The 25178-nt window shown below is 51.8% G+C and carries 16 protein-coding genes and 1 riboswitch; of the genes, 10 read left to right on the forward strand and 6 right to left on the reverse strand.

The window, feature by feature from the left end; translation table 11 throughout:
* From OYT88_RS02560 to OYT88_RS02575, 4 genes are all read left to right on the forward strand, one after another.
* On the forward strand, positions 1–1353 hold the full coding sequence (locus OYT88_RS02560) for an LLM class flavin-dependent oxidoreductase (protein ID WP_274397788.1): 1353 nt from the start codon (positions 1–3) through the stop codon (positions 1351–1353).
* A 212-nt stretch (positions 1354–1565) separates the two neighbouring features.
* Positions 1566–2441: a MetQ/NlpA family ABC transporter substrate-binding protein gene (locus OYT88_RS02565; RefSeq protein ID WP_274397789.1), complete on the forward strand. Its 876-nt coding sequence runs from the start codon at positions 1566–1568 to the stop codon at positions 2439–2441.
* Between the two features lie 135 nt (positions 2442–2576).
* The gene (locus OYT88_RS02570) at positions 2577–3734 is read left to right on the forward strand and encodes an amidohydrolase (RefSeq protein ID WP_274397790.1); all 1158 of its coding nucleotides are present in this window, start codon (positions 2577–2579) and stop codon (positions 3732–3734) included.
* Positions 3735–4162: 428 nt separating this feature from the next.
* A riboswitch (SAM riboswitch) is annotated at positions 4163–4275 on the forward strand.
* Positions 4276–4677: 402 nt separating this feature from the next.
* Positions 4678–5808, forward strand: coding sequence for a vitamin B12 independent methionine synthase (locus OYT88_RS02575; RefSeq protein WP_274397791.1), 1131 nt, complete (start codon positions 4678–4680; stop codon positions 5806–5808).
* Between the two features lie 1121 nt (positions 5809–6929).
* Here the strand turns inward: OYT88_RS02575 and gltD are convergent.
* Both gltD and gltB read right to left on the reverse strand, forming a co-directional pair.
* Entirely contained in the window at positions 6930–8399 is a 1470-nt protein-coding gene (gene gltD, locus OYT88_RS02580; protein ID WP_274397792.1) for a glutamate synthase subunit beta, read from the reverse strand.
* Between the two features lie 53 nt (positions 8400–8452).
* A complete protein-coding gene (gltB, locus tag OYT88_RS02585; RefSeq protein ID WP_274397793.1) occupies positions 8453–13006 on the reverse strand; it encodes a glutamate synthase large subunit in 4554 nt (1517 codons plus the stop codon).
* Between the two features lie 191 nt (positions 13007–13197).
* On the opposite strand from gltB, the gene gltC reads away from it, so the two are divergent.
* Positions 13198–14103 (forward strand): glutamate biosynthesis transcriptional regulator GltC, encoded by a 906-nt coding sequence (gene gltC / locus OYT88_RS02590; RefSeq protein ID WP_274397794.1) that lies wholly within the window; start codon positions 13198–13200, stop codon positions 14101–14103.
* Between the two features lie 205 nt (positions 14104–14308).
* On the opposite strand, the gene lipA is transcribed toward gltC, so the two are convergent.
* From lipA to OYT88_RS02605, 3 genes are all read right to left on the reverse strand, one after another.
* Complete coding sequence (gene lipA, locus OYT88_RS02595; RefSeq protein WP_274397795.1) at positions 14309–15238, reverse strand: lipoyl synthase; 930 nt, start codon at positions 15236–15238, stop codon at positions 14309–14311.
* Between the two features lie 33 nt (positions 15239–15271).
* Positions 15272–16093 (reverse strand): octanoyltransferase LipM, encoded by an 822-nt coding sequence (gene lipM / locus OYT88_RS02600; RefSeq protein WP_274397796.1) that lies wholly within the window; start codon positions 16091–16093, stop codon positions 15272–15274.
* 167 nt (positions 16094–16260) lie between these two features.
* Positions 16261–16662: a hypothetical protein gene (locus OYT88_RS02605; protein WP_274397797.1), complete on the reverse strand. Its 402-nt coding sequence runs from the start codon at positions 16660–16662 to the stop codon at positions 16261–16263.
* 389 nt (positions 16663–17051) lie between these two features.
* Between OYT88_RS02605 and OYT88_RS02610 the strand changes: the two genes are divergently transcribed.
* Together OYT88_RS02610 and OYT88_RS02615 are read left to right on the forward strand one after the other, a co-directional pair.
* A complete protein-coding gene (locus tag OYT88_RS02610; protein WP_274397798.1) occupies positions 17052–20105 on the forward strand; it encodes a DEAD/DEAH box helicase in 3054 nt (1017 codons plus the stop codon).
* A gap of 2 nt (positions 20106–20107) precedes the next feature.
* A complete protein-coding gene (locus OYT88_RS02615) occupies positions 20108–20671 on the forward strand; it encodes a hypothetical protein (protein WP_274397799.1) in 564 nt (187 codons plus the stop codon).
* Between the two features lie 8 nt (positions 20672–20679).
* Here the strand turns inward: OYT88_RS02615 and OYT88_RS02620 are convergent, their stop codons facing one another.
* Positions 20680–21219: an acetolactate synthase small subunit gene (locus tag OYT88_RS02620; protein ID WP_274397800.1), complete on the reverse strand. Its 540-nt coding sequence runs from the start codon at positions 21217–21219 to the stop codon at positions 20680–20682.
* A gap of 692 nt (positions 21220–21911) precedes the next feature.
* On the opposite strand from OYT88_RS02620, the gene OYT88_RS02625 reads away from it, so the two are divergent.
* From OYT88_RS02625 to thrB, 3 genes are read left to right on the forward strand one after another with little or no spacing between them, the layout of a single operon-like run.
* Positions 21912–23198, forward strand: a complete 1287-nt coding sequence (locus OYT88_RS02625; protein ID WP_443217488.1) for a homoserine dehydrogenase — start codon at positions 21912–21914, stop codon at positions 23196–23198.
* Between the two features lie 4 nt (positions 23199–23202).
* Positions 23203–24261, forward strand: coding sequence for a threonine synthase (gene thrC / locus OYT88_RS02630; protein WP_274397801.1), 1059 nt, complete (start codon positions 23203–23205; stop codon positions 24259–24261).
* Positions 24258–25163, forward strand: coding sequence for a homoserine kinase (gene thrB / locus OYT88_RS02635; protein WP_274397802.1), 906 nt, complete (start codon positions 24258–24260; stop codon positions 25161–25163). The genes thrC and thrB overlap by 4 nt, the downstream gene beginning before the upstream one ends.
* Positions 25164–25178 lie beyond the last annotated feature (15 nt).

Consider the following 25178-nt stretch of genomic DNA (forward strand, 5'->3'; position numbering starts at 1 on the left):
ATGGGTGAACAGCAGCGAAAGATTAAATTCGCACTTTATGTCGTCGGTACAGGGATGCATCTTAGCTCCTGGCGTTTGCCTCAGGCTCAGGCCAACGCAAGTATCGATATCGGCTTTTATCAGAAAATCGCTCAGCTTGCTGAACGGGCAAAAATCGATACAGTATTTATCGCTGACAGCCTTGCTATCGACGACACATCTCATTCACAGATTCTCAACCGCTTCGACCCGGTTGTACTGATTACGGCAATTGCTCAGGCAACGAAAAAAATCGGAGTCGTCGCCACGGCCTCAACTACTTACAATCAACCTTTCAATTTAGCCCGTCAGTTCGCCTCCGTGGATATTATCAGCGGCGGGCGGGCCGGATGGAATTTGGTAACAACCGCCGATGCGACCGGGAAAACGGCACTCAATTTCAGCCGTGAGCACAATGTCAGACACGACGATCGCTATAAAATAGCCGAGGAATTTATCGATGTTGCAGAGGGACTCTGGGATTCATGGGAGGACGATGCGTTTATTCGCAATAAAGAGACGGGCAAGTTTTATGATCAATCGAAAGTGCATGATCTCAACTACCGGGGAAAATATTTTCAAGTCAAGGGTCCGCTTAATATCGCCAGATCGCCGCAGGGCCATCCGGTTATTTTCCAGGCAGGTTCATCAAAACCCGGTCAGAAACTTGCTGCACGCGTGGCAGAAGCTGTATTCTCTCACAAAAAGTCCTTCGAAGAAGCACAGAAATTCTATCATTCATTAAAGTCACAGCTTGCTGATTTTGGGAGAAAAGAAAGTGATCTGCTGATACTGGAGGGCATCTCGCCGATTATCGGACGCACTCAGGAAGAGGCGGACGAAAAAATAAAGAAGCTCAACCGCTACACGATTCAGAAACAGGCACTTAAATTTTTGTCGGGCTACGTCGGCAATGTTGATTTAACGCAGTACTCGCTGGAGACAAAGGCATCTGAAGTTGCCTGGAAAACCGTCGACAGTATTCAAAGCGATTTTGAGACGATCCAAAGGATCATCAGGGAAGAAGATCCGACCGTCGGTGAACTGTACGAACGGGTCAGCAATGTAGCCAGTGACCAAAGTTTTGTGGGAACCGCCGGGAAAATCGCCGATACGATTGAAAAGTGGTTTACAGAAAGAGCGGCTGACGGATTCGTCCTGATTCCCCCTGTATTACCGGACGATCTAAACGATTTTATTGAACAAGTCATACCGATTCTTCAGAAGCGGGGACTGTTCCGGACGGAGTACGAAGGGACTACATTACGGGAAAATCTTGGACTTCCCTTTGCAGAAAACCGCTATACATTGAGAAGGCAGCAGAAGGTCCAATAATCTTAATGCCTGATCGAATCCGGGCTGCGGTGTCTTGTCCGGATTCAAAGCCCGACTTTTTGTGCTCATTCTGATCGCTTGTACCGGTCGGGTAATGCTGCCAAAAAAGGATCGACATCCAAACTCTCCTGACAGCCAAAAATCCGATGCTGCCGGCGACAGCAAGAAGTCGCCATAAAAATAAAATCAACCGTCATGATAGGAGTCTAAAAATGTTAAAAAAAGCGACGATCATAATCACCGTATTGTCACTCTTACTGCTGGCCGCATGCGGCAGAGCCTCAGGTTCTTCAAGTAACAGCATCGGCGCGGCAAATCAGACCTTAGTCATCGGAACGACTCCGGCACAGGCCGATCTCTGGCAATTCATCAAGAAACAAGCCGCTCATAAAGGCGTGACACTTCAGATCAAATTGCTTACAGGCCAGGCCGATTTAAATTCCATGCTTTTAAACGGCGACGTGGATGCCAACTCTTTTCAGCACATCGCTTTTTTAACAAGCTGGAATCAGATCCATCATGCCAATATCATTCCGGTAGGAACAACAATCATTGCTCCGCTTGGTCTTTATTCAAAAAAAGTTAAAAGTTTAAAGGAACTTAAAAACGGGGATAAAATTGCGATTCCAAATGACAGTACCAACTTATCGCGTTCTCTGATTTTGCTGGGAAATGCGGGTTTAATCAAACTTAAAACCAACTTAAAGCGCCCGCCTCTGGTACAGGATATCACATCGAACCCCCATCACTATCAAATTATTACAGCCGAAAGTGCCATGCTGCCAAGATCGCTGGATGACGTGACTATAGCTGCTATTATCAATCAGACGGCCCTGAATGCGGGCTACACGCTGAAACAATCTCTTTATCATGAAAATCAGCAAGAGACCAAATATGTCAATGTGATCGCCACGACTGAAACTAAAGCAAAATCAAAGAAAAAAGCGCTGCAAATATTGAACGAGGTCTATCACTCCAAAGCCGTCGCCGACTATATCGCCAAACGTTATAAGGGTAACTTTGTACCCGTCACACGTTCTATAGCGGATGTCAAGGCAGCCTTTAAAAAAGAACAACAGAATCAGTAGTAAATGTCGTATCGGCGGACGTGACATTAAGTTGATATGTCCCGTTTTCCGCTGACTCTTGAACGGCAATTTAATGTAAGGATACCTTTTAGAGCCGACTGAAACAACTAATATCGCACAGGAGGAGAGTATGTTTTGCCACAAACTTATTCAAATACCGATCTCGGACAAAAACTTATTGCATACCGGCGCGAACTGCACGAGTATCCGGAACTTTCTTTTGAGGAATATGAAACAACGAAAAAGCTGAAAAGATGGCTCACCGATGCCGGGATTGAACTGCTTGATCTCCCGCTGAAAACCGGCGTATTGGCCGTCATCCGCGGCAATAAGCCGGGACCGGTCATCGGCCTGCGTGCCGATATTGATGCTCTGCCGGTTCAGGAGACAACCGGTCTTCCGTTTGCATCGAAGGTTCCTGGCAAGATGCATGCATGCGGCCACGATTTCCACACCGCCTCCATTCTTGGTGCGGCACTGCTGCTGAATGAACATAAAGCGGATCTTGAAGGTACGGTGAAGATCATTTTCCAGCCGGCGGAAGAAAACGGCGGCGGCGGCCGGCAGGTGGTCGACTCCGGTGTACTGGACGACGCCCGGGCGGTCTTTGGCATGCATGACATGCCCGATCTGCCGACCGGAACAATCGGTATAAAGGGCGGTCCATTGATGGCAGCCGTCGACCGCTTCACTGTCGATATTGAAGGCGTCGGCACACATGCTGCGGCACCGCAGAATGGCATTGACCCGATTGTCGTTGCTTCGCACATCATCACGGCACTGCAGACGATTGTCTCCCGCAATCTCTCGCCGCTCAGCAGCGTTGTAATCAGTGTGACCCGGCTTGAAGCGGGGAAAACATGGAATGTCGTTCCGCCGGCCGCTCAGTTTGAAGGTACCGTCCGCACATTCGAAGATCCTGTCCGCGATCGGATTCCGCTGAAAATGGAACATATAATTAAGAACATCGCTTCCGGTCTCGGTGCGAAAGGCACGCTCCATTACAGACGAATCGAACCGGCTACAGTCAACGACGAGAAGCTCGCCGGCTGGTCGCGCCCGATCGCAGAAGCTTCCGGATTGAAGGTGATTACACCGGACCCGTCGTTTGCCGGTGAAGACTTTGCCGAATACCGCCGGAAAATCCCCGGCGTCTTCTTCTTTATGGGCGTGTCCGGAAATTCCGGACTCCATCATCCGGATCTGATCATTGATGAAAAAGCCATTCTCCCGAGCGCAAAATTTTTTGCTAATCTTGCCGTTTCCATGCTGAAAAAAGTCGGCAATCTATAAAAAAGCAAAGCCAGAAGGCCATATTTAAAATTTTTGAGAAAGTCAGCCGAGGAGATAAAATACGATTCTGAAAAACCCATTTTCTTTCGCGATCGGGGTCCTGAAGATTCACCGCCGGCCAAGACCAGTCCCCTGCCCGGATGATCCAACCTTGCCGATAATCGTAATAATATAGATTTGCCGTCATCCCAAAAACGGATCGCCATGGGCCGATCCGTTTCAAAATAGAAAGCCGGATTAATTCTATATTCTGATAAACATCCGAAAAAATATCAGGCTGCAGGAGAAATGAGGAAGGCTCCACGCCATTTAATTGCAGCGCTTCTCGATTAAGTAAGATCGGATGTTTTAAATCTTCAAAAAAAAGCTTGAAAAAAACGTCCGTTTGTCGTACACTCATAAACAACCGAATAAATGGATCATTTATTTTCTTATCAAGAGAAGTCGAGGGACTGGCCCGATGACACTTCAGCAACCGTCGTAATATAAGCGACAAGGTGCTAATCCCAGCAGCTGCAGCCAAGCGGCTGAGGGATAAGAAGAGACCTGAGCATACAGCCTTCTTCTTCCCGGAGAAGGCTTTTTATTTTGCAATCAGGCAAAATGGCGCTTATTCAGTAGTACAGGCAGCGGACTTTCAGGCGGGTGCTGCTTGTACAGAGCCTGCGCCGGTTTTTTCGAAACCTGACGCGGGTCCTTCAGGACAGCAGGAGAAGCGGGCAGCCGCGCGTAGGGACGGCCGGATGCCGCTGCGATCCTTCGCAACGGCCCCGACGCGCCTGATCGCTTCCTGCCAAATCCGCCGAAAAGCCGGTAATCGGCAGCGAACCGCTTTTTTTCGGATCCGGAGCCACGGGCGCCGATCCGCAGCGGCCAGTGGAAAAAATCATCAACTTGGCAACTATGTTTCATTCATAGAAAAACACTTTTAGGGGGAAAAGAAATGACCGTTATCACAGCCAAAAAAGCACCTTTCAGATTCGACCAGGTAGGAAGCCTGCTAAGACCGGCGGCATTAAAATCCGCACGGGAAAAATTTGCGTCAGGAGAGATTGATCGGGCAGCATTGACCGAAACAGAAAATGAAGAGATTAGAAACATCGTGAACAGGCAAATCGATCTGGGACTGAAAGCCGTTACGGACGGCGAATTTCGCCGCAGCTGGTGGCATCTGGATTTTCTTGCCGGACTGAACGGCGTCGAGACGTACTCACAGAACAAAAGCTACAAGTTTAAAGGCGCTAAAACACGCGACACCAATGTCCGTTTTATCGACAAAGTTTCATATAATCCCGATCACCCGTTTTTTGCCGCCTTCAGCTTTCTGAAAAGCATCGTTCCGGAAGGAATCCTCGCAAAGCAGACAATCCCCAGCCCGACGCTCTATTTCCGCGATCATCGCGATGATGAGGCAGTCAATTTTTATCATTCCCGCGCAGACTTTCTGAACGATCTGGCAGCCGCATACCGGGAGACAATCCGCCATTTTTACGATTTGGGCTGTCGTTATTTACAGCTTGACGACACAACCTGGGCTTTTCTGATCAACCAGATCATCCGTGCGAAAGATGCTGGTGAGAAAGCGAAATATGAACAATTGTCAGAGGACGCCGTGACCGTGATCAACGAGGCGCTGAAAGGCCGGCCGGAAGATCTGACGATTACCACCCATATCTGCCGCGGCAACTTCCGCTCGACCTTCTTGTTCTCGGGCGGTTACGGTCCTGTGGCAGAATATCTGTCCCGGCTTCATGTCGACGGTTACTTTCTGGAATACGATAATGAACGTTCCGGAGACTTTTCACCGCTCAGGGAAATTTTTGCCGGGAAATCGGGCAAGAAAATAGTGCTGGGCCTCGTCACTTCAAAATTTCCGGAACTTGAATCTGAGGCGCTGCTGAAAAAGCGTATTAAGGAAGCAACAAAATATGTCCCGCTGGACAATCTCTGTCTGTCGACACAATGCGGTTTTGCCTCGACTGAAGAGGGAAATCAATTAACCGAAGCACAGCAGTGGGCCAAGTTAAAGCTGGTCGTCGATACCGCAAAGAACGTCTGGGCGGAAGCAGATTGACTCATTTGCCGTCACTAACAAAAGCCTGATCGAACCCTTTTCGTTTATAGAAACAGCATTTTTCAACATAAATTTTTGTTTGCAAAAAAATTGATCACTGAACAAACAAGTCCTTTACCGAGAGCGAATGTTGATGCGCAACAGTACCGGACTGTGCATCAAATCGATCAAAATAAAATGATAGGAATAAAATAAAGAGATGGAAGAATATAAAATGGAGGAATTTCTAGTCGTGTTGACTTCAGCCGGGTTCAATTTGAATTTCGGTGCGACTGCCCAAATTCGGCGCAACTCTGGCCTGATTCGGTGCGACTTACTGAAGATTTGGTGCGACATTCCAGTGATTCGGTGCGACTCTGGCCTGATTCGGTGCGACTGCCCGGCGTTTCGGCATGGGTGCGCAGATTCTTTTTATCGCGTGGCAGCTCATTTTTATGACAGGAGACTTTTTTCATCAAATCTGTGCACCGGTCATGGAATGACTGCTTATTTTAATGAAAGACTGCTGATTCGTGCCTTTACGCGTACACATTTTCATTCGTCAATGTCAATCCATCCGATAACAGATGATCTGAAAATCAGAGAAAGGGAACCAATCACGCGCCGTTAAATCATTCAGACGGAAGTCTTATAACCGGTATGTACACGCTCAGATGCGGCGGGCCCATTTTCGAGTTCCGGCGCGGATGAGCGTTTTGTTTTCCGGATTATTCAGGTCACGGCAGAGGCCGGACATCAGCCCGCGGCCTTTGCTGCAGGGCCTCACCCCCGATGAACAACGCCGGCTGCCGATCGTGCAGGAAATAATATTAAAAATAAAAAAGGAGCAATCATGCCCCTCACCTGAAGATTATTTCATTTCATAGAAATATATCGGCGCCGGCAGAAAATATCGTCCTTCTGAAAAATCTCTCTGCTCAGCCGGATTGATCACTGTCCGCAAACTATATGAACGCTCAGCCGAATCCTATTGCCGTCCGCTAGATATATATTCCGGGCATAGAAAGCATCCTCCGCTCAAAGTTTATCGCTCCGGGCCGCAGGGATCAAGACTCTTGCCGGTGCATCTTCACAGATTCGGCCGCACGCCTCCCCAGCTCGTTTTTGCAAAGTGCTTCATGTTATTTAAACAGGCTTTTAAGCAGAGATTGTTTATCGTCCAGATAAAGATCGACGGCAGCCGCGGCTTTTCTTCCTTCTTCTATCGCCCAGACAATCAATGTCGCGCCCCTGCGCGCATCCCCTGCCGCAAAAATTCCTTCCCGGCTTGTCTGATAGTTGTGTTCGTCGGCGAGAATGACGCGTCCGGACGGGTCCCGTTGAATCTCAAAATCATCAAAGAGCCGATCTTCGGCTCCGCGAAAACCGATTGCGATCAGGACAAGATCCGCGTCCCACTTCTTCTGCTCCCTGCCGTCTCTGTTCTTTTTAAACGAACCTGTCGTGAGTCCCGTTACATGACCGGCTTCATTGCCCGTAAATCGTTCCGTTTCTACATAATATTCACGCGGATCCCTGCCGAAGAGTTCTTCCGCTTCTTCATATGCATAATCAACGGAGAAAACATTCGGATGCTCCGGCCACGGATTGCCCGCCGTGCGCCGGTCGGGCAGGCGGCCGTGTTTTCCGAACTGGACGACGCTTCTGCACCCTTGACGGATCGCCGTGGCCACGCAGTCCTCTCCGGTATCGCCGCCGCCGATAACGATGACACGTTTCCCGCGGGCATTGAGATCCGGCGGCAGCGGTTCGCCGTACAGAAGATGACGATTGCTCACAGTCAGGTAGTTCATCGCCGGGGCGATTCCTTTCAAATCCCGGCCTTCAATCGGAAGCTCCCGGCGTTTTCCCGAACCCGTGCAGAGAACGACGGCGTCAAAATCGTTTTTCAGCTCGGCGGCTGTCACGTCCCTTCCGACATTCACACCCGTTTTGAACACGACACCTTCTTCTTCGAGCAGATGAACGCGGCGGTCCACCACATCCTTTTCAATTTTCATGCTTGGAATGCCGTACATCAAAAGGCCGCCGGGGCGGTCCGAACGTTCAAACACCGCCACCTCGTGTCCGATCTTATTCAGCTGATCGGCACAGGCAAGACCGGCGGGGCCCGAACCGACCACCGCTACCTTTTTTCCCGTGCGGCGCAGCGGCGGCCTGGGAACGACCCATCCTTCTTCAAACGCGCGGTCAATGATCGCTCGTTCTATCGACTTGATTGAAACAGGATCGCTGACGAAACCGGCCGTGCAGGAGCCTTCGCACGGTGCGGGGCAGGCCTTAGACGTGAATTCGGGAAAATTATTGGTTTTCGACAGCCGCTCGTACGCTTCTTTCCACAGGCCGCGATAGACCAGATCGTTCCATTCGGGAATCAGGTTATGGATCGGACAGCCGCTCGTCCCCCGATTCACTATCATCCCGATCTGGCAATAAGGAGTGCCGCAGTCCATGCAGCGGGCCGCCTGTTCGCCGATCTCTTTTTCCGTCATGGCTTCTTTGTATTCGTTCCAGTCGTCTGTCCGTTCTAAAGGGCTGCGTTCTTTCTGATTTTTTCTCTCTATATTCAGGAAACCCATGAATTGTCCCATTGTCTTCATTTCATCCTTTCATCATTTATCCGGGCCTGTGACCGATCCAAACATTATACTGGCTGATAGACCGATTTGGAAACAACCAGTTTGCCCTGCTTCTTCAAATTAAAAGCCTGTTCCTCAGCCTGTTCTTCGGTCAGACCGTCCGCTTCCGACTGTCCGATCTGCGCGATAATCGCTTCATAGTCGCGAGGGATGATCTTGATCAGCCGTTTAAGCGCCTCTTCCCAGTTCAGGAGTACCTGCTTGGCTTTCGGACTGCCCGTATAATCCAGATGATGATGAACCAATGTATAGACTTCGTCCTGCTCCTGGCGGTCGGTCACTTGTTCAATGTTGACCAGTTCTTTATTAATGTGCGCCAAAATCCGGTCCGGCTGTTGATCGGGCAGGATATAGGCGATTCCCCCGGACATACCGGCCGCAAAATTTCTGCCGACCGGGCCGAGAATAACGACTTTGCCTCCCGTCATATATTCACAGCCGTTTTCTCCGACTCCCTCCACCACGGCATTTGCGCCGCTGTTGCGAACGGCGAAACGCCCGCCGGCCGTACCGCGGATATAGGCTTCGCCTTCCGTCGCGCCGAAGAAAGCAACATTACCGATCATTGCCTGAGAGTCAGTCGATACGCCGACAACTTCTTCCGACTTAATAATGACTTTGCCTCCGGACAGGCCCTTGCCGACATAGTCGTTTGCATCACCGGTGAGCACCATGGTCACGCCCCTTGGAACGAATGAGGCAAAGCTCTGCCCCGCGCTGCCCGTGAATGAAAGATTGATCGTGTCCTCCGGCAGGCCGCGTCCGCCCGTCGATTTTGAAATCACGTATCCGAGCGTTGTCCCTACGGTGCGGTCGGAGTTTTTCAGTTTATAAGACAGGTGAACCGGCTGCTTGTTTTCAATCGTCGGCAGGCAGGCGGAGATCAGCTTCCGCTCATCGAACCGTTTCTCCATATGGTGAGCCTGGGCGCGGGCAAAATGCCGTTTCGATACATCGCTTTCAGCCTGGTAAAGCAAATCCGACAGATCCAGGCGGCGCGCTTTCCAATGGCCGTGCACCCCCTTCTTAATCCGGAGAAGATGGGCTTCGCCGATCACCTCATCGAGTGAGCGATACCCCAGATCGGCCAAATGTTCCCGAATATCCTGGGCAATGAATGTCATAAAATGAACAATGTAATCCGGACTTCCCGAAAAATTCTTGCGAAGCTGCGGATTCTGCGTCGCGATGCCGACCGGACAGGAATCGAGATGGCAGGCGCGCATCATCAGACAGCCGAGCGCAACAAGCGGTGCGGTTGCGAATCCGAACTCTTCGGCGCCGAGACAGGCAGCAATCAGCACATCGCGGCCCGTCATCAGCTTACCGTCTGTTTCCAGCCTCACACGATCGCGAAGCCCGTTTTTCATTAACGTCTGATGGGCCTCCGCCAGGCCGATTTCCCATGGCAGTCCGGCATGCTTGATGCTCGTCTTTGAGGCTGCCCCGGTGCCGCCGTCATGGCCGCTGATCAGAATAACGTCGGCTCTCCCCTTGGCAACGCCTGCAGCGATCGTACCGACGCCGCCCTTGGCCACCAGTTTTACACTGATTCTTGCCTTCGGATTGCTCGACTTCAGATCATAGATCAGCTGGGCAAGATCCTCAATGGAATAAATATCGTGATGCGGCGGCGGTGAAATCAGGCCGACACCCGTAGTCGCACGGCGCGTATGAGCGATCCACGGGTAGACTTTTCCGGCCGGGAGCTGCCCGCCTTCTCCGGGCTTAGCCCCCTGAGCCATCTTGATCTGCAGCTCGGCCGCTTCCGAAAGATAGTAGCTTGTGACGCCGAATCTGGCCGATGCCACCTGCTTGATCGCACTTCTGCGCCAGTCGCCGTTCTCGTCGCGGATAAATCGTTCCGGATCTTCGCCGCCTTCTCCGCTGTTGCTCTTGCCGCCGATCCGGTTCATGGCGATTGCCAGCGCCTCATGTGCTTCTTTGCTGATGGAGCCGTATGACATCGCCCCGGTTTTAAAACGTTTGAACAGGCTCTCCACCGGCTCAACTTCTTCAATCGGAATCGGCTCGCGGTCCCGCTCAAAAGTCAGCAGGCTGCGAATGGTCGAAAAGGGGGCGTTGTCGGCCATCTCCGCATATTCCTTATAAAGTCCGTAATCATTCCGTCTTGTCGCCTGCTGAAGCATATGAACGATCAGCGGTTCAATCCTGTGCTGCTCGCCCCCCTGGCGCCACTGGAGCGTACTGCCGGCATCGAGCGGCTTCATATGCCCCTGCCGCAGCTCTTCTGTCGCCCGGCCGTGGCGCGCCATCGTCTCGACCGCAATCTCGTCCAGCCCGATCCCGCCGATCTGCGAGACCGTCCCCTTAAAATACTTGTCGATCACTTCATTGGAAATACCGAGCGCTTCAAATGTCTGGGCTCCGCGATAGCTCTGAACAGAAGAAATGCCGACTTTGGACATCACTTTAACAATTCCTCCGACAAGCGCTTTAATATAATTTTCTTCTGCTTTTTCCGCAGAAATCTTCAGGTGTCCGGCGGCCTTCAGCGCGCGGACCGTTTCCAGAGCCAGGTAAGGGTGAATGGCATCCGCTCCATAGCCGAGAAGCATGGCGACCTGGTGGCTGTCCCGCGGTTCGCCGGAATCCACAATGAGACTGACACGGGTTCGCGTCCCCTGATCGATCAGGTGGTGGTGCAGCGCACTCACGGCAAGGAGCGAAGGAATCGGCAGTCTGTTTTCATCCATAGACCGATCCGAAAGCACGATCAGCAAAGTGCCGTCATAAATCAGCTGGTCAACTTGAAGAATCAGCTGATTAACGGCCTCCGCAAGACCTTTTTTACCTTTTGCGGCCGGGAACAGAATATCGACCGTTTCGGCTTTCAGCCCCTGGTGCTGAAGTTCATGAAAGGTTCTTCCGTCAAGGATCGGATGATTCAGCCGAATCTGCGGCGAAACATGCTTCGTCGGATCGAGCAGGCTGACCTGCGGCCCGAGCCAGGTCACCTTTGACATGACCCAGGCCTCGCGAATGGCGTCAATCGGCGGATTCGTAACCTGGGAAAACCATTGTTTGAAATAATCAAACAGCAGCTGCGGTTTATTGGAGAGCACGGCCAGCGGCGTGTCGTTCCCCATCGACCCGGTCGGCTCTTTCCCGGCCTCCGCCATCGGCTGAATCGTTTTGGTCACATCTTCGTAAGTGTAGCCGTGCACCTTTTGCTGATAAAGGCGGACGGAATCCGGAACTTTTCCTGTTTCCGGCCCGCCCCCTTTCAGTTCAATAACGGTTTTCCGCAGCAGCTCATGATAATCGACGGAATGACAAATTTCTTCCTTTAATTCATCACTGGGAATGATTCTCCCTTTTTCCGTATCGATCAACAGCAACTGTCCGGGCTTAAGGTGGCATCTTTCCCGGATGTTCCCGGCGGCCAGATCGGTAACGCCGACTTCCGAAGAAAAAACGACCTTATCGTCATTCGTAATATAGTAGCGGGCCGGACGCAGCCCGTTTCGATCGAGAATCGCTCCGATCTGTTTTCCGTTGCAGAAACCGAGTGCCATCGGGCCGTCCCACGGTTCCATCAGCCTGCTGTGAAATTCATAAAAATCTTTCAGATATTCCGGCATTTCCGGATTGTCTTCCCATGGCTCCGGAACCATCATCATCACGGCATGAGGCAAAGAGAAACCGCGGTAGGTCAGGAATTCGAGAACATTATCGAAAATAGCGGAATCGCTTCCTTCAGGATCGATAATGCGGGGCAGACGTCCGCCCGAGAGGCGCTTTGCTTTTGCATCAAACCAGCTCATGTTCCCGCGGATTGTATTAATTTCACCGTTATGAACAATCATACGGTTAGGATGCGCCCGTTCCCAGCTGGGAAACGTATTTGTACTGTAGCGGGAATGCACTAAAGCGACGGATGAAATAAAACGCTCATCTTGAAGGTCTGTATAAAATGCAGAAACCTCTTTTGCACGGAGCATGCCTTTATATACAAGAGTCTGGCTCGAAAGGCTGGCAACATAAATTTCATCCTTGAGTTTTGCCTCAATCGCTTTCCTGAGCATATAAAGTTTCAGATCCAGTTTGCGGTCCGAATCCTGATTGGCTGTGCCGATAAACATCTGATACATGAACGGTGCCTTGCTGCGTGCCAGCGGGCTGATTTCATTTTCGGCAACCGGCACATCGCGTTCGCCGTAAAGGCGCAGATTCCGGGCGGCAATACACGCTTTAATTTTACCGATCGCAACCAGCCTGCGGGAACGGTCCTGCGGGAGAAAAAACATGCCGACGCCGTAGTGGCCGGCAGGCGGCAGAGGAAACGGACAAACCGAGTGGAAAAAACGATCCGGTACTTGCATCAGTATCCCTGCGCCGTCACCGGTTTTCCCGTCCGCCGCCTTACCGGCCCGGTGATCCAGCCTCGCCAGCATTTCAAGAGCTGTTCTGACAATCTCGTTCGATGCACGGCCTTTAATATCCGCATAAAGGCCGATTCCGCATGAATCGTGTTCGAATTCCGGACGGTAAAGGCCCTCGGCCTCCTCATCTTTTTTTTGACTATTCTTAATCATAAACCTCATCCTTCCTTCTGTTCGCAATCACGCATCACAACTGTTCAACTTTTCAGAAAATATTTTTTATGTGTCTCTCTTCTTTTTTCCGAAAAGTATGGTAATTATATTTTACACTTTCTTTATCAATCTTTACAATATATAATTAAGAACATATACATCTCGTTTTGAGATGAATGGAGCCTGAAAAGATGGAATTGCGGCAAATAGAGTATTTTATTGAAGCAGCAAAAAGAGAACATATTACGCAGGCGGCGGAAGCTTTGCATGTGGCCCAGTCGGCAATCAGCCGCCAGATTGCGCTTCTGGAAGACGAACTGGGTGTTTCTTTATTTTCGCGCAAGGGCCGGAACATCAAACTGACGGCGATGGGGAAGATCTTTCAGGAACATGCGGAACGCGGACTCCTGGAATTCGAAAAAGCCCAGCAGAAAATCAAGGAACATCTGAATCCGGAAGTCGGGCTGATCCGGCTGGGCATTTCGACGAGCCTATCCGTTCACACGCTGCCGATCATCCTCCAGAATTTCCACCGGCTGCATCCGGGCATTGATTTTCAGCTGCATCAGGGGACGGTTCCTTATCTCATTCATTTAATTGAACAGGGAAATATCGATCTTGCTTTTGCTTCTCCGGTGCCTAAACAGCATGAGATCGTCGGCAGCACCATTCTTTATACTGAGGAAATGGTGCTGCTGCTTCCCAAAAACCATCGTCTGGCAGGCAGAGAACCGGTATCGCTGAGTAAACTGAAAAGAGAACGTTTTATCACATTCCGCAGCAAACTGTCTCTTCAGGAGCTCTTCCGCAATGCGTGCCGTCAGGCCGGATTTGAACCGAATATTGTTTTCGAAGGCGAAGACATGGACACGATCAAAGAGCTTGTTGCTTCGGATTTCGGCATCGCGCTGCTGCCGGAGAATGCAGCCGCGTACAACCTGCCCGCGGAAGTAGTCACCGTTCCTCTCGATTCTCCGAAAGTATCGCGCGCTGTCGGCATTCTCAGGCCCCGGGAGCGGGATCTCGCTCCTTCCGAGCAGCTTTTTTCAGGATACGTTGACAAATTCTACGACCGGCTCTACCGATTCGGCCAATAAAGGCGCGCGGCGTCACTTTCTCTGCCGCCCATGCTATGCCGGCCGAAAAAACCTGGCCGCGGCGCAGGCCGGACCTTCGCTGCGGGGGCGGGACGGCCTTATCCGGACAGGCCTCAGGAGGCGCTTCATATATCCCGATACCGTTAAAAAAAGCCGACCGTTTCCTTAAGCAGGAAGCGAAGCGGCTTTTTCGGTTTGATTCCGATTATTGATTCGTATCGGCACGGGTTTCCATTCTGATCAGTTCGTCGTGACGCCGGCGTGAATCGGGCCCGACCTGTTCATCCGCGTGATAAGACGACCGGACAAGCGGACCCGCTTCGCAATGCCTGAACCCTTTCGCTAAAGCGATTTCCCGAAGTTCAGCGAACTCTTCGGGCCGGTAATAACGGACAACGTCAAGATGCTTGCGGGTCGGCTGAAGATACTGGCCGATCGTCATAATGTCGACATGACTTGCGAGAAGGTCATCCATTACCTGAAGAATTTCTTCTTTTGTTTCGCCAAGGCCGACCATAATGCTGGACTTAGTCGGCGTATTCGGGCTCAGTTCCTTCACACGCCGCAGAACGCCGAGGGAACGGTCATAAGTCGCGATTGCGCGGACCCTTTTGGTCAGCCTGCGCACCGTTTCAATATTATGATCGAAAATATCGGGTTTTGCGTCCATTAATGTGAGGATGCTGCTGTCGTCCCCTTTCATATCGGAAGGAAGCACTTCGATCGTGCAGTACGGAGCTTTCCGGCGAATCGCCCGGATTGTTTCGGCAAATACATAAGCGCCGCCGTCCTTCAGATCATCGCGGGCGACCGCGGTCACGACCACATGCCGCAGCTGCATTTTTTTGACCGAATCGGCGACCCGTTCAGGTTCTCTGAGATCAAGTTCCGTCGGCCGGCCGGTCTGGACTGCGCAGAACCGGCAGCCGCGCGTGCAGATGTTGCCGAGAATCATAAACGTGGCCGTCCGCCTCGCCGCCCAGCATTCGTGAATGTTCGGACATTTTGCCTCCTCGCAGACCGTATGCAGCCTTTCATCGCGTATGAGGTGCTTGATTCCGCGGAAATCCTGGTTGGTGTTAATTCTGATCTTAAGCCAGTCCGGTTTCCTTAAATATTCTCCCTGTTTTCCCATATCTGGTCCTCCCTTTTTGTGCCGGATCGCCTGTCAGCGCGAATAATTCCATTCGTCCGATTCATACTTTGACTGAGCCAGCGCCAGGACTTTGCCTTCCTCATCCTTATCAAGTTCCGTCCGGATAAGCTCCACACCCAGCCCCTGCTCAAATCCACGGTAAAAAGCCTGCTTGGCCTCCTCAAGCGTCACCTTGCGGCCTGCCAGGCGTTCCAGCGTAACAGCCTTGCCGCCGAAGGCCCGTTTCGCGCGTTCTTTTATCCGTTCGTTCTCATATTGAAAACAGTCGAATAATTCATCTTCGTCCACCGTAAGCGGGATCGAACCGTGCTGGAGAATCATGCCTTTCTGTCTCGTCTGAGCGCTTCCGGCGGCTTTGCGGCCCTCAACGACCAATTCATACCAGGAAGCCTCCTCAAAACAGACAGGCGAATGAGACGTTCTATGACTTTGTTTCGGAATGGCCAGTTCAGCCGTCAGGCCGAGCGCCCGGAATCCTTCAAGCAATCCTGCAGAGAGCACACGATAAGCGCCGACGACGGATCCGGGCATCCCCGGATAATCCTCCGGTAAAATCACGCTGTACGTCAGCTCATCATGATGCAGAACCGCCAATCCTCCCGTCAGCCGCCGCACCAGCCGGAAACCGCGGGCGCGGATCGCGTTTCGGTCGATGCGCCCCGCTGTTTTCTGAAAATAACCGATCGAAAGGCCCGGAGGATCCCACCCGTAAAAACGAAGAATCGGCTGTTTCCGTCCTTCTGCTTCCCGCTGAAGCAGATACTCATCGAGGGCCATATTGTATGCCGGCGTATGCTGCCCTGAATCCAGAAAAAGCCACTGCTTAACCACCAAAACTCACTTCCCTGTACCCGTAATTATGGCAACGTTTTCATATTATCGCCGGTCCTGCTGAGGAATCATTTCCAGTCCGGCATGCTTTATGAATAATTTAATATGAGTATCCCTTAGCTCATTTTCCTGCTGTGCTGTCAGATGATGATCAACTTTTCCTGAGGCCGTCACTCACTCGAAAGAAGATGAGCCTTTCTGCAATGAATAAACTTTCTAACAATTTGATAGATCAGGTGCAGCGGAACCGGGCGTAATGGCCGATAAACAGCGCGCAACGACCGATAACTCCCCTGCGGTGACCGATAAACGGCGCGCAACGACCGATAGACTCCCTGTGATGGCCGATAAACGGCGCGCAACGACCGATAACTCCCCTGCGGTGACCGATAAACGGCACGCAGCGACCGATAACTCCCTGCGATGACCGATAAACGGCGCGCAACGACCGATAACTCCCCTGCGGTGACCGATAAACGGCGCGCAACGACCGATAGACTCCCTGTGATGGCCGATAAACGGCGCGGTTGATGACCCGGGTACGGCCGGATCATGAGTTGTGGGATACTCATTTAATTTAATATCGACCTTTATCATATCAAGAATTACGAATAAAAGTAACCATGAAGCCTCCTTAAGAAAAACTTCCGATTCGACGCTTCGGAAAATCTTTTCGATTATCCATCCGGTTCTGCCGGGCCGGCACAATCGTTTTGTCCGTTCTAATTAAAATTCAGCAGGCCGACGGGGCCAATAATTAAATTTTTGATAACCGCCGCATGCTTTTCTTCGGGGCTTCTGCTGTGATACACTAATAAGATAGGTAATTTTAATGGATACGGGGTTCATACTGACTTAAATTGTCTTATCCGCTGCTGATACGGGCAGCCGTCCTCCTGCACCAACCGTTCGGAATTCCATCTTTTATCTTTACCTTTCTCTGAAAAAGGAGATCTGTATGATGAATGGCTATCTTCAGATGACTTTTGTGCCGCACATCGAAAACGGCTGGAATTTCTATCTATGGCTGACCGATAAAAACGGAGAACCTCTGCCCTTTGCATCCCACGCACCGTCATGGCTGGGCGACCGTTCGCCTTACCGCTTCTTCCCCTCTCAGGCCGGATTCATCACAGGAAGCGAGAAGGCGGCCGTCTCCGGTATAATCATGACGATGAGCAGTGCGTTTCAGATCATGAGGGACGGCAGGCTTGAGGACCGATCCGGAGAGATTCTTCCCGGAAAAACGTTCCAGTGGTTCAGCCAGATTTCCGACGCCGTTCAAATTTTATTAGACAGGGGGCACTTCTATCCCTATTTCTATCATCTCGAACGAGGAAATCACGAACGATGTTATTTCTGTGAGTGGATGCCGGACGCGAAGCTGATCGTTCAGAGCGGGCTGTTCACCGACTGGCTCAGCCGCCTGCCCCGCCTTGCACTGTCACTGGCCGATCTTCAGGACGAGAAAGTCCGGCAGTGGCTGTACCTGATTGTCATCTTCTGGACAAACACGCTGATCCGCGACGCATCTGCGGATCTTGTGCCGTCGGGCGTCCTTTTTCCGAATGCCGCCGGCGCACTGAAATCTTCTTCATTCGAAAAGCGGCTGGCGACGGAGTTTCCGTTCAGCCATTTCGGAAAACCGTGGATTGTTTCAGACGATCCGGATCAAATAAAGGAACTCGATCTTTTGGAGAAAGAGACAGCCGGCTGGGTACGCCCCGCCGCAACAGAACAGGCATGGAACAGGGCACTTCTCGACTACAGGAAAAAGCAGCAGGAAACATATTTTGCACCTGAAAGGACACTGATTCTTCTCGAACCCGTCGATTCCGATCAGCTATTTTCACCGGACTCCCTATGGGACTGCGAGCCCGCCATCCGGGGCTGGCAAAACGGCCGGCAGCTCGAACGGCCGCTCAGAAGCCTGGAACAGTCGATTCAGCCCTTGCAGAACAGCAGCTGGTTCGACAATCAGCTGAAATCTTTAAAAGGGCGGATTCCGGCCGATGTGCTTCAGCTCCTCGGTGCCCGCGGATATTTGACTTCGGCCGAAGTTTCCGATCTCTTTCAGTGTAAAGACGCGCTTGCTTCTGCTTCCATCGATCTGGTTTTTCCGGACGGTCTGAATATCCGTTCTGCCTCCCGGTCCGTTGCTGTCGATCTGATGATCGGACAGGACAGCGGTCATCAGGATTCCCTGTTCAGCCTTGCTTCGCTGATTAATTACGACTGGAGGATCGCAATCGGGGATATCAGGCTCAGTGCCGGCGATTTCATGCGCCTCGTCAAAGAAAACCAGTCTTTTATCCGCCACGGAAGCGAATGGATCCATCTGCCGATGAAACAGATGATGAAAGCCTATGAAGAAATGGGCGAAACGATCGATCTTTTCGACAAGAAGCCAAGCGTGGCCGGCGCTCTTCGTCTCCAGGCCGCACGCCTCCGGAAACGGAACAGAAAGATAACCGTTCATCTGGACTCCTCATTGGATGATTATCTAAGCCGGCTTCTGAAGAAACCGGTCAAAAATATTGCGCTGCCCGAAGGATTCCGGGGACGGCTGCGCCCCTATCAGGAAAAAGGCTACGCCTGGCTCGTCAGCCTGCGCCACCGCCATGTCGGCGGGTGCCTGGCCGACGACATGGGACTTGGCAAAACCGTTCAGGCGATCGCCTACCTGGATTACTGCAGAGCACAGCCGGCCGATCCGCTTCCCGGCGATATCGCTTTTGAAGGGCCCTCGCTGATTGTCTGCCCGACATCGCTTGTTTCCAACTGGAAGCATGAATTCCGTATTTTCGCCCCGCTTCTGAACATTTACGCTCATCACGGCGGATCGCGGCTGCACGGCGACGCGCTTATCGGCCGGTTGAAGCAGGCAGATGTCATGATTACGAGTTATGCCATTTTTACAAGGGAAGCCCCTCAACTCAGACAGGTTTACTGGAAGAGCGTGATTCTCGACGAAGCGCAGGCAATCAAGAATCCGCACGCCCAGAAAACACAGGCGCTGCGGCCGATTCAGACCGCCCACCGTCTTGTCCTTACCGGTACACCGATTGAAAACCGGCTCGAAGAACTTTGGTCAATCATGGATTTTCTTAATCCGGGCTACCTCGGCTCACTTGAGCATTTTCGCAGACAGTTTATCCGGCCCGTTGAGAAAAAAAACAACGGTTCGAAGGCCGGGCAGCTGACCAAAATTATTCAGCCGTTTCTGCTGCGGCGCGAGAAAACCGATAAAAGAATCATCCGTGACCTTCCTGATAAAATCGAAACTAAAAAAACGTGTTTTTTAAGCAAAGATCAGGCTTCGCTTTATCAGTCATTCGTCAACCGTCTGGCCAGAAATGTCGGAACGGCGGAAGGCATCCGGCGAAAAGGGCTGATCCTTTCGACACTGACAAAGCTCAAACAGATTTGCGACCATCCGGCGCTTGTACTTGACCAGGAATCAGGCGGCAAAAAATCGGGCAAGCTGCAGCTCTTTTTCGACTTGCTTGATCCGCTTTTCAGCAGCAACGAAAAGGTGCTCGTATTCACCCAGTATGTTCAGATGGGAAAATTGCTTCTTGAAAAGGTCAAAAACCGTTATCCGGATGCCACAGTTCTCTTCCTTAACGGCAGCCTGAGCGCCGAGCAGCGCGAAAACATGATCCGGCGTTTTCAGTCAGGCAGGCGTGAAAAAACATTGTTTATTCTGTCGCTCAAAGCAGGCGGAGTCGGTATTAATCTGACGGAAGCCGGCTATGTCATCCACTATGACCGCTGGTGGAACCCGGCGGTCGAGGAGCAGGCAACAGACCGGGCATACAGAATCGGACAAAACAGAAACGTCCATGTTTATAAGCTGATCTGCGAAGGCACCCTCGAAGAAAGGATCGATCAGCTGATTGAACGTAAAAAAGAGCTGCAGAGACAAATTCTCGGACAAAGCGATGCCTGGCTGACCGAAATGACGGACAAAGAGATTTTCGACTTAATCAAATTGAGGGAGGGAGTCGTTTAAACATGGCCCAATCATTGACTCTGCACAGTTCGGCACTCTCCGAATGGTTCGGCCGTTTTGCCGGGAACGGCCGGCCGAACGAAATCGAACGCGGAATCGAACTTTTCCGGAACAGCCATGTCTGGGATTACCGCGCTACACCGACAGGTATTCATGCAAGCGTTGAAGACCGGCAGCTCGCCTTTTTTCAAGTGGGCGTCACCTGGATCAACGCATTGAATCAGTCCGTCGGCCCGGAATGCTTTCTCCCGGATCCCCCGGGTAACCTGGCCATGCGCTGTACCTGTGGATCCGATAAGATGCCCTGTGCCCATGTCGCGGCTGCGATCGTTTACTGGATCAGCGAACTTGATAAAAAGAACCTGGAGTCCCCGTCGCTTCTCGCCGAGAAAGCCGAGCGGGATTACGGCAGAAAGCTGGCGCTCTTCCGCAAACTTTCAAAAGAGAAGGCTGCGTCTTTTGCCGAATTTAACGTTGACAGCCTTCAGCTGCGTCCGGATCTGCAGAAAGAAGTCAGCCGGATAGCCACCCGGGTAATGCGGGAGATGCGCGGCCGGACGACATGAGACATCCGTCAGCCGCCGGCCGGTCTGCCGCCTGCAGCACCGTTTCCGCCGCCGGCAAGAGCAAAAGGCCCGATCCGCCGCTCCCCGTTCTCTTCTCCGTCGATCCTTGTCCGCGACATGCTCCTGATCCCGTATTGGAACAATTTCTCAATCAGAACGTCAATGCGGTCCGGCCGGCCTTCGGCTGTAATGAGCGTCCCGCCTGATCCATCATCCCTCAGTGAAAGGCGGAGCGTTTCGTCCGGTGCTTTTCTTTCATAGAGCCAAAGCGGCCTTGCCGCGATCCTGATCACGGCCAGTTCCTTTTCAGCGGCGGCCGGCCTTTCCTCTTCAACCGCGGCCCCCTCAAAATATCCGGAACGGATCCGGGCAAGTTCCGATCCGCATCGGTCAGCATCCGCCTCAATGACGGCAACGGCACCGCCGTGTTTTTCCGCAGCTGTCACCGTCACATTCTCCACGTTGATTTTCCGATCGGAAAGCAGCAACGCCAGCCGCTCATATAAAGTCGCCAAATTGGAAAAATGAGCACGGATTCTGCTTCTCATCGATTTCCACCTCGCTGTCTGTTATTTTCACAGGCACATCAAAAAAACCTTTTCGTCCTGCACGCTGCTGAAAAAAAGCAGCAATCATGCAGGGGCGAAAAGGTTCTCTTTTCACGTTCCACCCGGCTTCCCGATGTCCTCGCAAACATCGGCTCTGCGGCTGTATCACGGGATGAACAGTCTTTTTTGTAACAAGTGACAGGCACTTGGCCGGCCCTACTTTATTCAGACAGGCACTCAGGGGTGGTTCGTTAATGTGCGGACTGCCAGGTTCCCATCATTCCCGGCTCTCTTCAAGCCAACGCTGCCATTACAATTCCCCGTCATCACTTTTTCAGTGTGTCATTGTTCCACCTTTTGAAGAGGTTGGAAGTTATCGTAACGCATTTTCCGGCAGTGGTCAAGACTTTTACCCAATATTTTTGACTTTTTAAATTTTGAACGGCCGGCCGGACCGGCCTGTCCTCTCCCTTTGATCCGGTCCGGCCGTTCTTTAAACAAAAATCTGCTTGTTGTCGCCTATTCTTCGGGTTATAATGTCAGTTACATAAAGATATTTGAATTTTTTGCACGGATGAAAAGAAAATGCCGCGGACGGTTTTTATTTTCGGATCGTTTTGTCCGTATTACCGGAACTGCGGGATCCGCAAATTCAATAAACACATTGGGAAAGTGACGGGAGAGTGATCGCGTTGGATAAGGTGTCCATCGGCTTGCTTGGTTTCGGAACGGTCGGCACAGGGGTGGTCCGCCTGCTGACCAAAGAAAGAAAAAGGCTTGAAGAACGGATCGGCTGTACCATTCATTTGGAAAAAATACTCGTCCGAAACAAGAATCGGCCGAGAAAAGTTCTGATCGACAGCCGAAAACTGACAACCGATGTCTATGAGATCCTCGACAATCCCGAAATCGACATCGTCATTGAACTGATCGGAGGCATCGATCAGGCATATCGTTACATCCTTCGCGCACTGAAAAATAAAAAAAATGTGGTTACGGCAAACAAGGATCTGATGGCGGAGTACGGCGAAGAACTTTTGCTTGAAGCAAAGAAAAACCGCTGCGATCTTTATTACGAAGCAAGCGTTGCCGGCGGTATTCCGATTTTGCGTGCTCTGACGGACAGCTTTGCGGCGGACCGCATTCAGAAAATGATCGGGATCGTCAATGGGACAACAAACTATATTTTAAGTAAAATGAGCCATGAGGGACTGTCATACGAAAAATCCCTGGCCTCCGCCCAAAGGCTCGGCTTCGCGGAAGCCGACCCCACCTCGGATGTCGAAGGACTGGACGCCGCAAGAAAAATGGTGATTCTCAGCCGCCTTGCCTACTCCATTCCCGTCAGGCTGGAAGATGTGAAAATCAAGGGCATCACCAATGTAACCCGTGAGGACATCGTTTATGCCCAGAAACTTGGCTACACAATTAAGCTTGTCGGCATTGCCGAGGTCAGCAACGGCGATATCGATGTCCGGGTGGAGCCGACCCTGCTGCCGGCGGCGCATCCTCTGGCAGCTGTTGAGAATGAAAACAACGCCATTTATGTGTACGGATCGGCGGTCGGTGAAACGATGTTTTACGGCCCTGGCGCAGGCGAAGGACCGACGGCGGTCTCCGTCGTGTCCGACCTGCTTTCGGTGATCCGGAATATGGCGCTCGGCGTCACAGGGCATCACATTTTCGTGCCGAAAAAAGAAATGCATCCCAGAAAAGACAGCCTGATTGAGAGCCAGTTTTTCGTCCGGCTGCATATGAAGGACAAGCCCGGCTCGTTCTCCAAACTGACCGACCTGTTCAAAGAACAGGATATTAACCTTGAAAAACTTTATCAGGAGCCGGTGCTCGGACAGGATATCGCTGAAATCTCAATCGTCACCCACAGAACTAAAAAAGTTCTCTTTGAAAAGTCGTTTGAGATGCTTAAAAGATTTGAAGTTGTTCTGAATGCCAAATATTTTCGTGTTGAAAGGGGCTGAACGTATGGTTTGGAAAGGACTCATGGAAAAATATCGGGACATACTGCCTGTCACAGATCAAACGCCGCATCTGACTCTGCTCGAAGGGAACACTCCGCTGATTCCGCTGGACCGGCTTTCCGGACAGCTGGACTGCGACATCCGCGTCAAATTTGAAGGATTGAATCCGACCGGAAGCTTCAAAGACCGAGGAATGTTTCTTGCCGTCGCCAAAGCAAAGGAAGACGGCAGCACGGGGGTCATCTGTGCGTCGACCGGCAATACATCGGCATCGGCGGCTGCATACAGCGCACGGGCCGGTATGGACTGCATCATCGTTATTCCGAAGGGAAAGATTGCGCTTGGAAAGCTGGCGCAGTCCGTTATGTACGGCGCAAAAATTTTTGAAGTCAACGGCAACTTTGATCAGGCACTGGACATTGTCCGCTACACAGGCGCCCATTCCGGCCTTACCATTGTCAATTCAATCAATCCTTACCGGCTTGAAGGCCAGAAAACAGGTGCTTACGAAATCGTCGAACAGCTCGGATCCGCTCCGGACGTGCTTTGCATCCCTGTCGGAAACGCCGGCAATATTTCTGCTTACTGGAAAGGGTTTAAGGAACTGAGAGATAACAGGCAGATTGCGCCGCCCGAAATTCACGGCTTTGAAGCCGAGGGAGCGGCTGCAATTGTTAAAAACAAAGTGATCGAGCATCCGGAAACGATCGCTACCGCCATCCGGATCGGCAACCCGGCCAGCTGGAAACTGGCTGTTGCCGCGGAAAAAGAATCGCACGGCGAAATCGATTATGTAACCGACGAACAGATTCTCGATGCTTATAAATTGATCGCGCGCACAGAAGGAGTCTTCGCCGAGCCTGCATCGTGTGCTTCGATCGCAGGCCTGATTAAACACATCAAGGCCGGGAAAATACGAAGGGGATCGAAAATTGTCTGTATTCTGACCGGAAACGGCCTGAAAGACCCATCAACGGCAATGGACACGCTGTCCATTGAACCGACAGTGATCGGTGCGGAAAAAAATGCAGTTGTTGCACATCTTCAGCAGGTGGTCAAATGAATACTTCTGCATTTCAGATCAGGGTACCCGGCAGCACGGCCAATCTCGGCCCCGGTTTCGATTCAATCGGTCTCGCATTAAATAGATTTCTGGTCCTGAACGCAAGGCAGGCAGACGAATGGCAGTTTCACTACCTGGCTCAGCCGGAGTTTCAGCCCCGGCTCAGCGACAACCTTATTTATCTGACAGCGAAGCGGGTTGCGGAAAGCCGCCGCGGCATATTGCCGCCCTACTCGGTCGACGTCCGCAGCGACATTCCGATCGCGCGGGGTCTGGGCAGCAGCGGCGCGGCCATTATAGCGGGTATCGAGCTTGCCGATTTTCTTCTTGATCTCCGCCTTTCGATCGAAGAAAAGGCCTGGATTGCCTGTAAGATCGAAGGTCATCCCGATAACGTCACAGCTTCTCTGTTCGGCGGACTGGTCGTATCGACCCAATCGGAAACCGGCGTGCACAGTGCAAGACTCTCTGTCCCCGAGTTCGACTTCGTAGCGCTCATACCGAGCTATGAACTGAAAACAAGCGATGCCCGCAACGTGCTCCCGTCCTCGCTCGCCTTCAGAGATGCCATAGAAGGCAGCAGCATTGCCAACGTGCTGATTTGTGCTCTGCTTACCGGTAACGGAGAGCTTGCCGGAAAAATGATGGAAAGAGACCGCTTTCATCAGCCGTACAGAGCCCCCCTGATTCCCAATCTGGAGAAGATTTCGTGTCTGGCGCGTGAAGCGGGCGCCTACGGAACCTTTCTCAGCGGAGCCGGCCCAGCGCTCATGTCTCTCACGCCTAAAACAAAGAGCGCAGCCGTTCGGGCCAGCCTGTCCTCTGCTTTCCCGGAAGACAAGTGCACGATTCTCAGCCCGGTCAGAGAAGGCGTACAAGTCCGTGTTTCCTCCCTGAGCTGACCTGGCGCCGAAACC

Source organism: Sporolactobacillus sp. CQH2019, assembly GCF_028765345.1.
GTDB lineage: Bacteria > Bacillota > Bacilli > Bacillales > Sporolactobacillaceae > Sporolactobacillus.

What these genes read in the sequence shown, in the direction of transcription:
- OYT88_RS02560 (WP_274397788.1), top strand. Translation starts at nt 1, where the DNA reads ATGGGTGAACAGCAGCGAAAGATTAAATTCGCACTTTATGTCGTCGGT.
- thrB (WP_274397802.1), top strand. Translation starts at nt 24,258, where the DNA reads ATGAATACTTCTGCATTTCAGATCAGGGTACCCGGCAGCACGGCCAAT.
- OYT88_RS02605 (WP_274397797.1), bottom strand. Translation starts at nt 16,662, where the DNA reads ATGAGTATCCCACAACTCATGATCCGGCCGTACCCGGGTCATCAACCG.
- lipA (WP_274397795.1), bottom strand. Translation starts at nt 15,238, where the DNA reads ATGGGAAAACAGGGAGAATATTTAAGGAAACCGGACTGGCTTAAGATC.
- gltB (WP_274397793.1), bottom strand. Translation starts at nt 13,006, where the DNA reads ATGATTAAGAATAGTCAAAAAAAAGATGAGGAGGCCGAGGGCCTTTAC.
- OYT88_RS02575 (WP_274397791.1), top strand. Translation starts at nt 4,678, where the DNA reads ATGACCGTTATCACAGCCAAAAAAGCACCTTTCAGATTCGACCAGGTA.
- OYT88_RS02565 (WP_274397789.1), top strand. Translation starts at nt 1,566, where the DNA reads ATGTTAAAAAAAGCGACGATCATAATCACCGTATTGTCACTCTTACTG.
- gltC (WP_274397794.1), top strand. Translation starts at nt 13,198, where the DNA reads ATGGAATTGCGGCAAATAGAGTATTTTATTGAAGCAGCAAAAAGAGAA.
- thrC (WP_274397801.1), top strand. Translation starts at nt 23,203, where the DNA reads ATGGTTTGGAAAGGACTCATGGAAAAATATCGGGACATACTGCCTGTC.
- OYT88_RS02615 (WP_274397799.1), top strand. Translation starts at nt 20,108, where the DNA reads ATGGCCCAATCATTGACTCTGCACAGTTCGGCACTCTCCGAATGGTTC.
- gltD (WP_274397792.1), bottom strand. Translation starts at nt 8,399, where the DNA reads ATGGGACAATTCATGGGTTTCCTGAATATAGAGAGAAAAAATCAGAAA.
- OYT88_RS02620 (WP_274397800.1), bottom strand. Translation starts at nt 21,219, where the DNA reads ATGAGAAGCAGAATCCGTGCTCATTTTTCCAATTTGGCGACTTTATAT.
- OYT88_RS02610 (WP_274397798.1), top strand. Translation starts at nt 17,052, where the DNA reads ATGAATGGCTATCTTCAGATGACTTTTGTGCCGCACATCGAAAACGGC.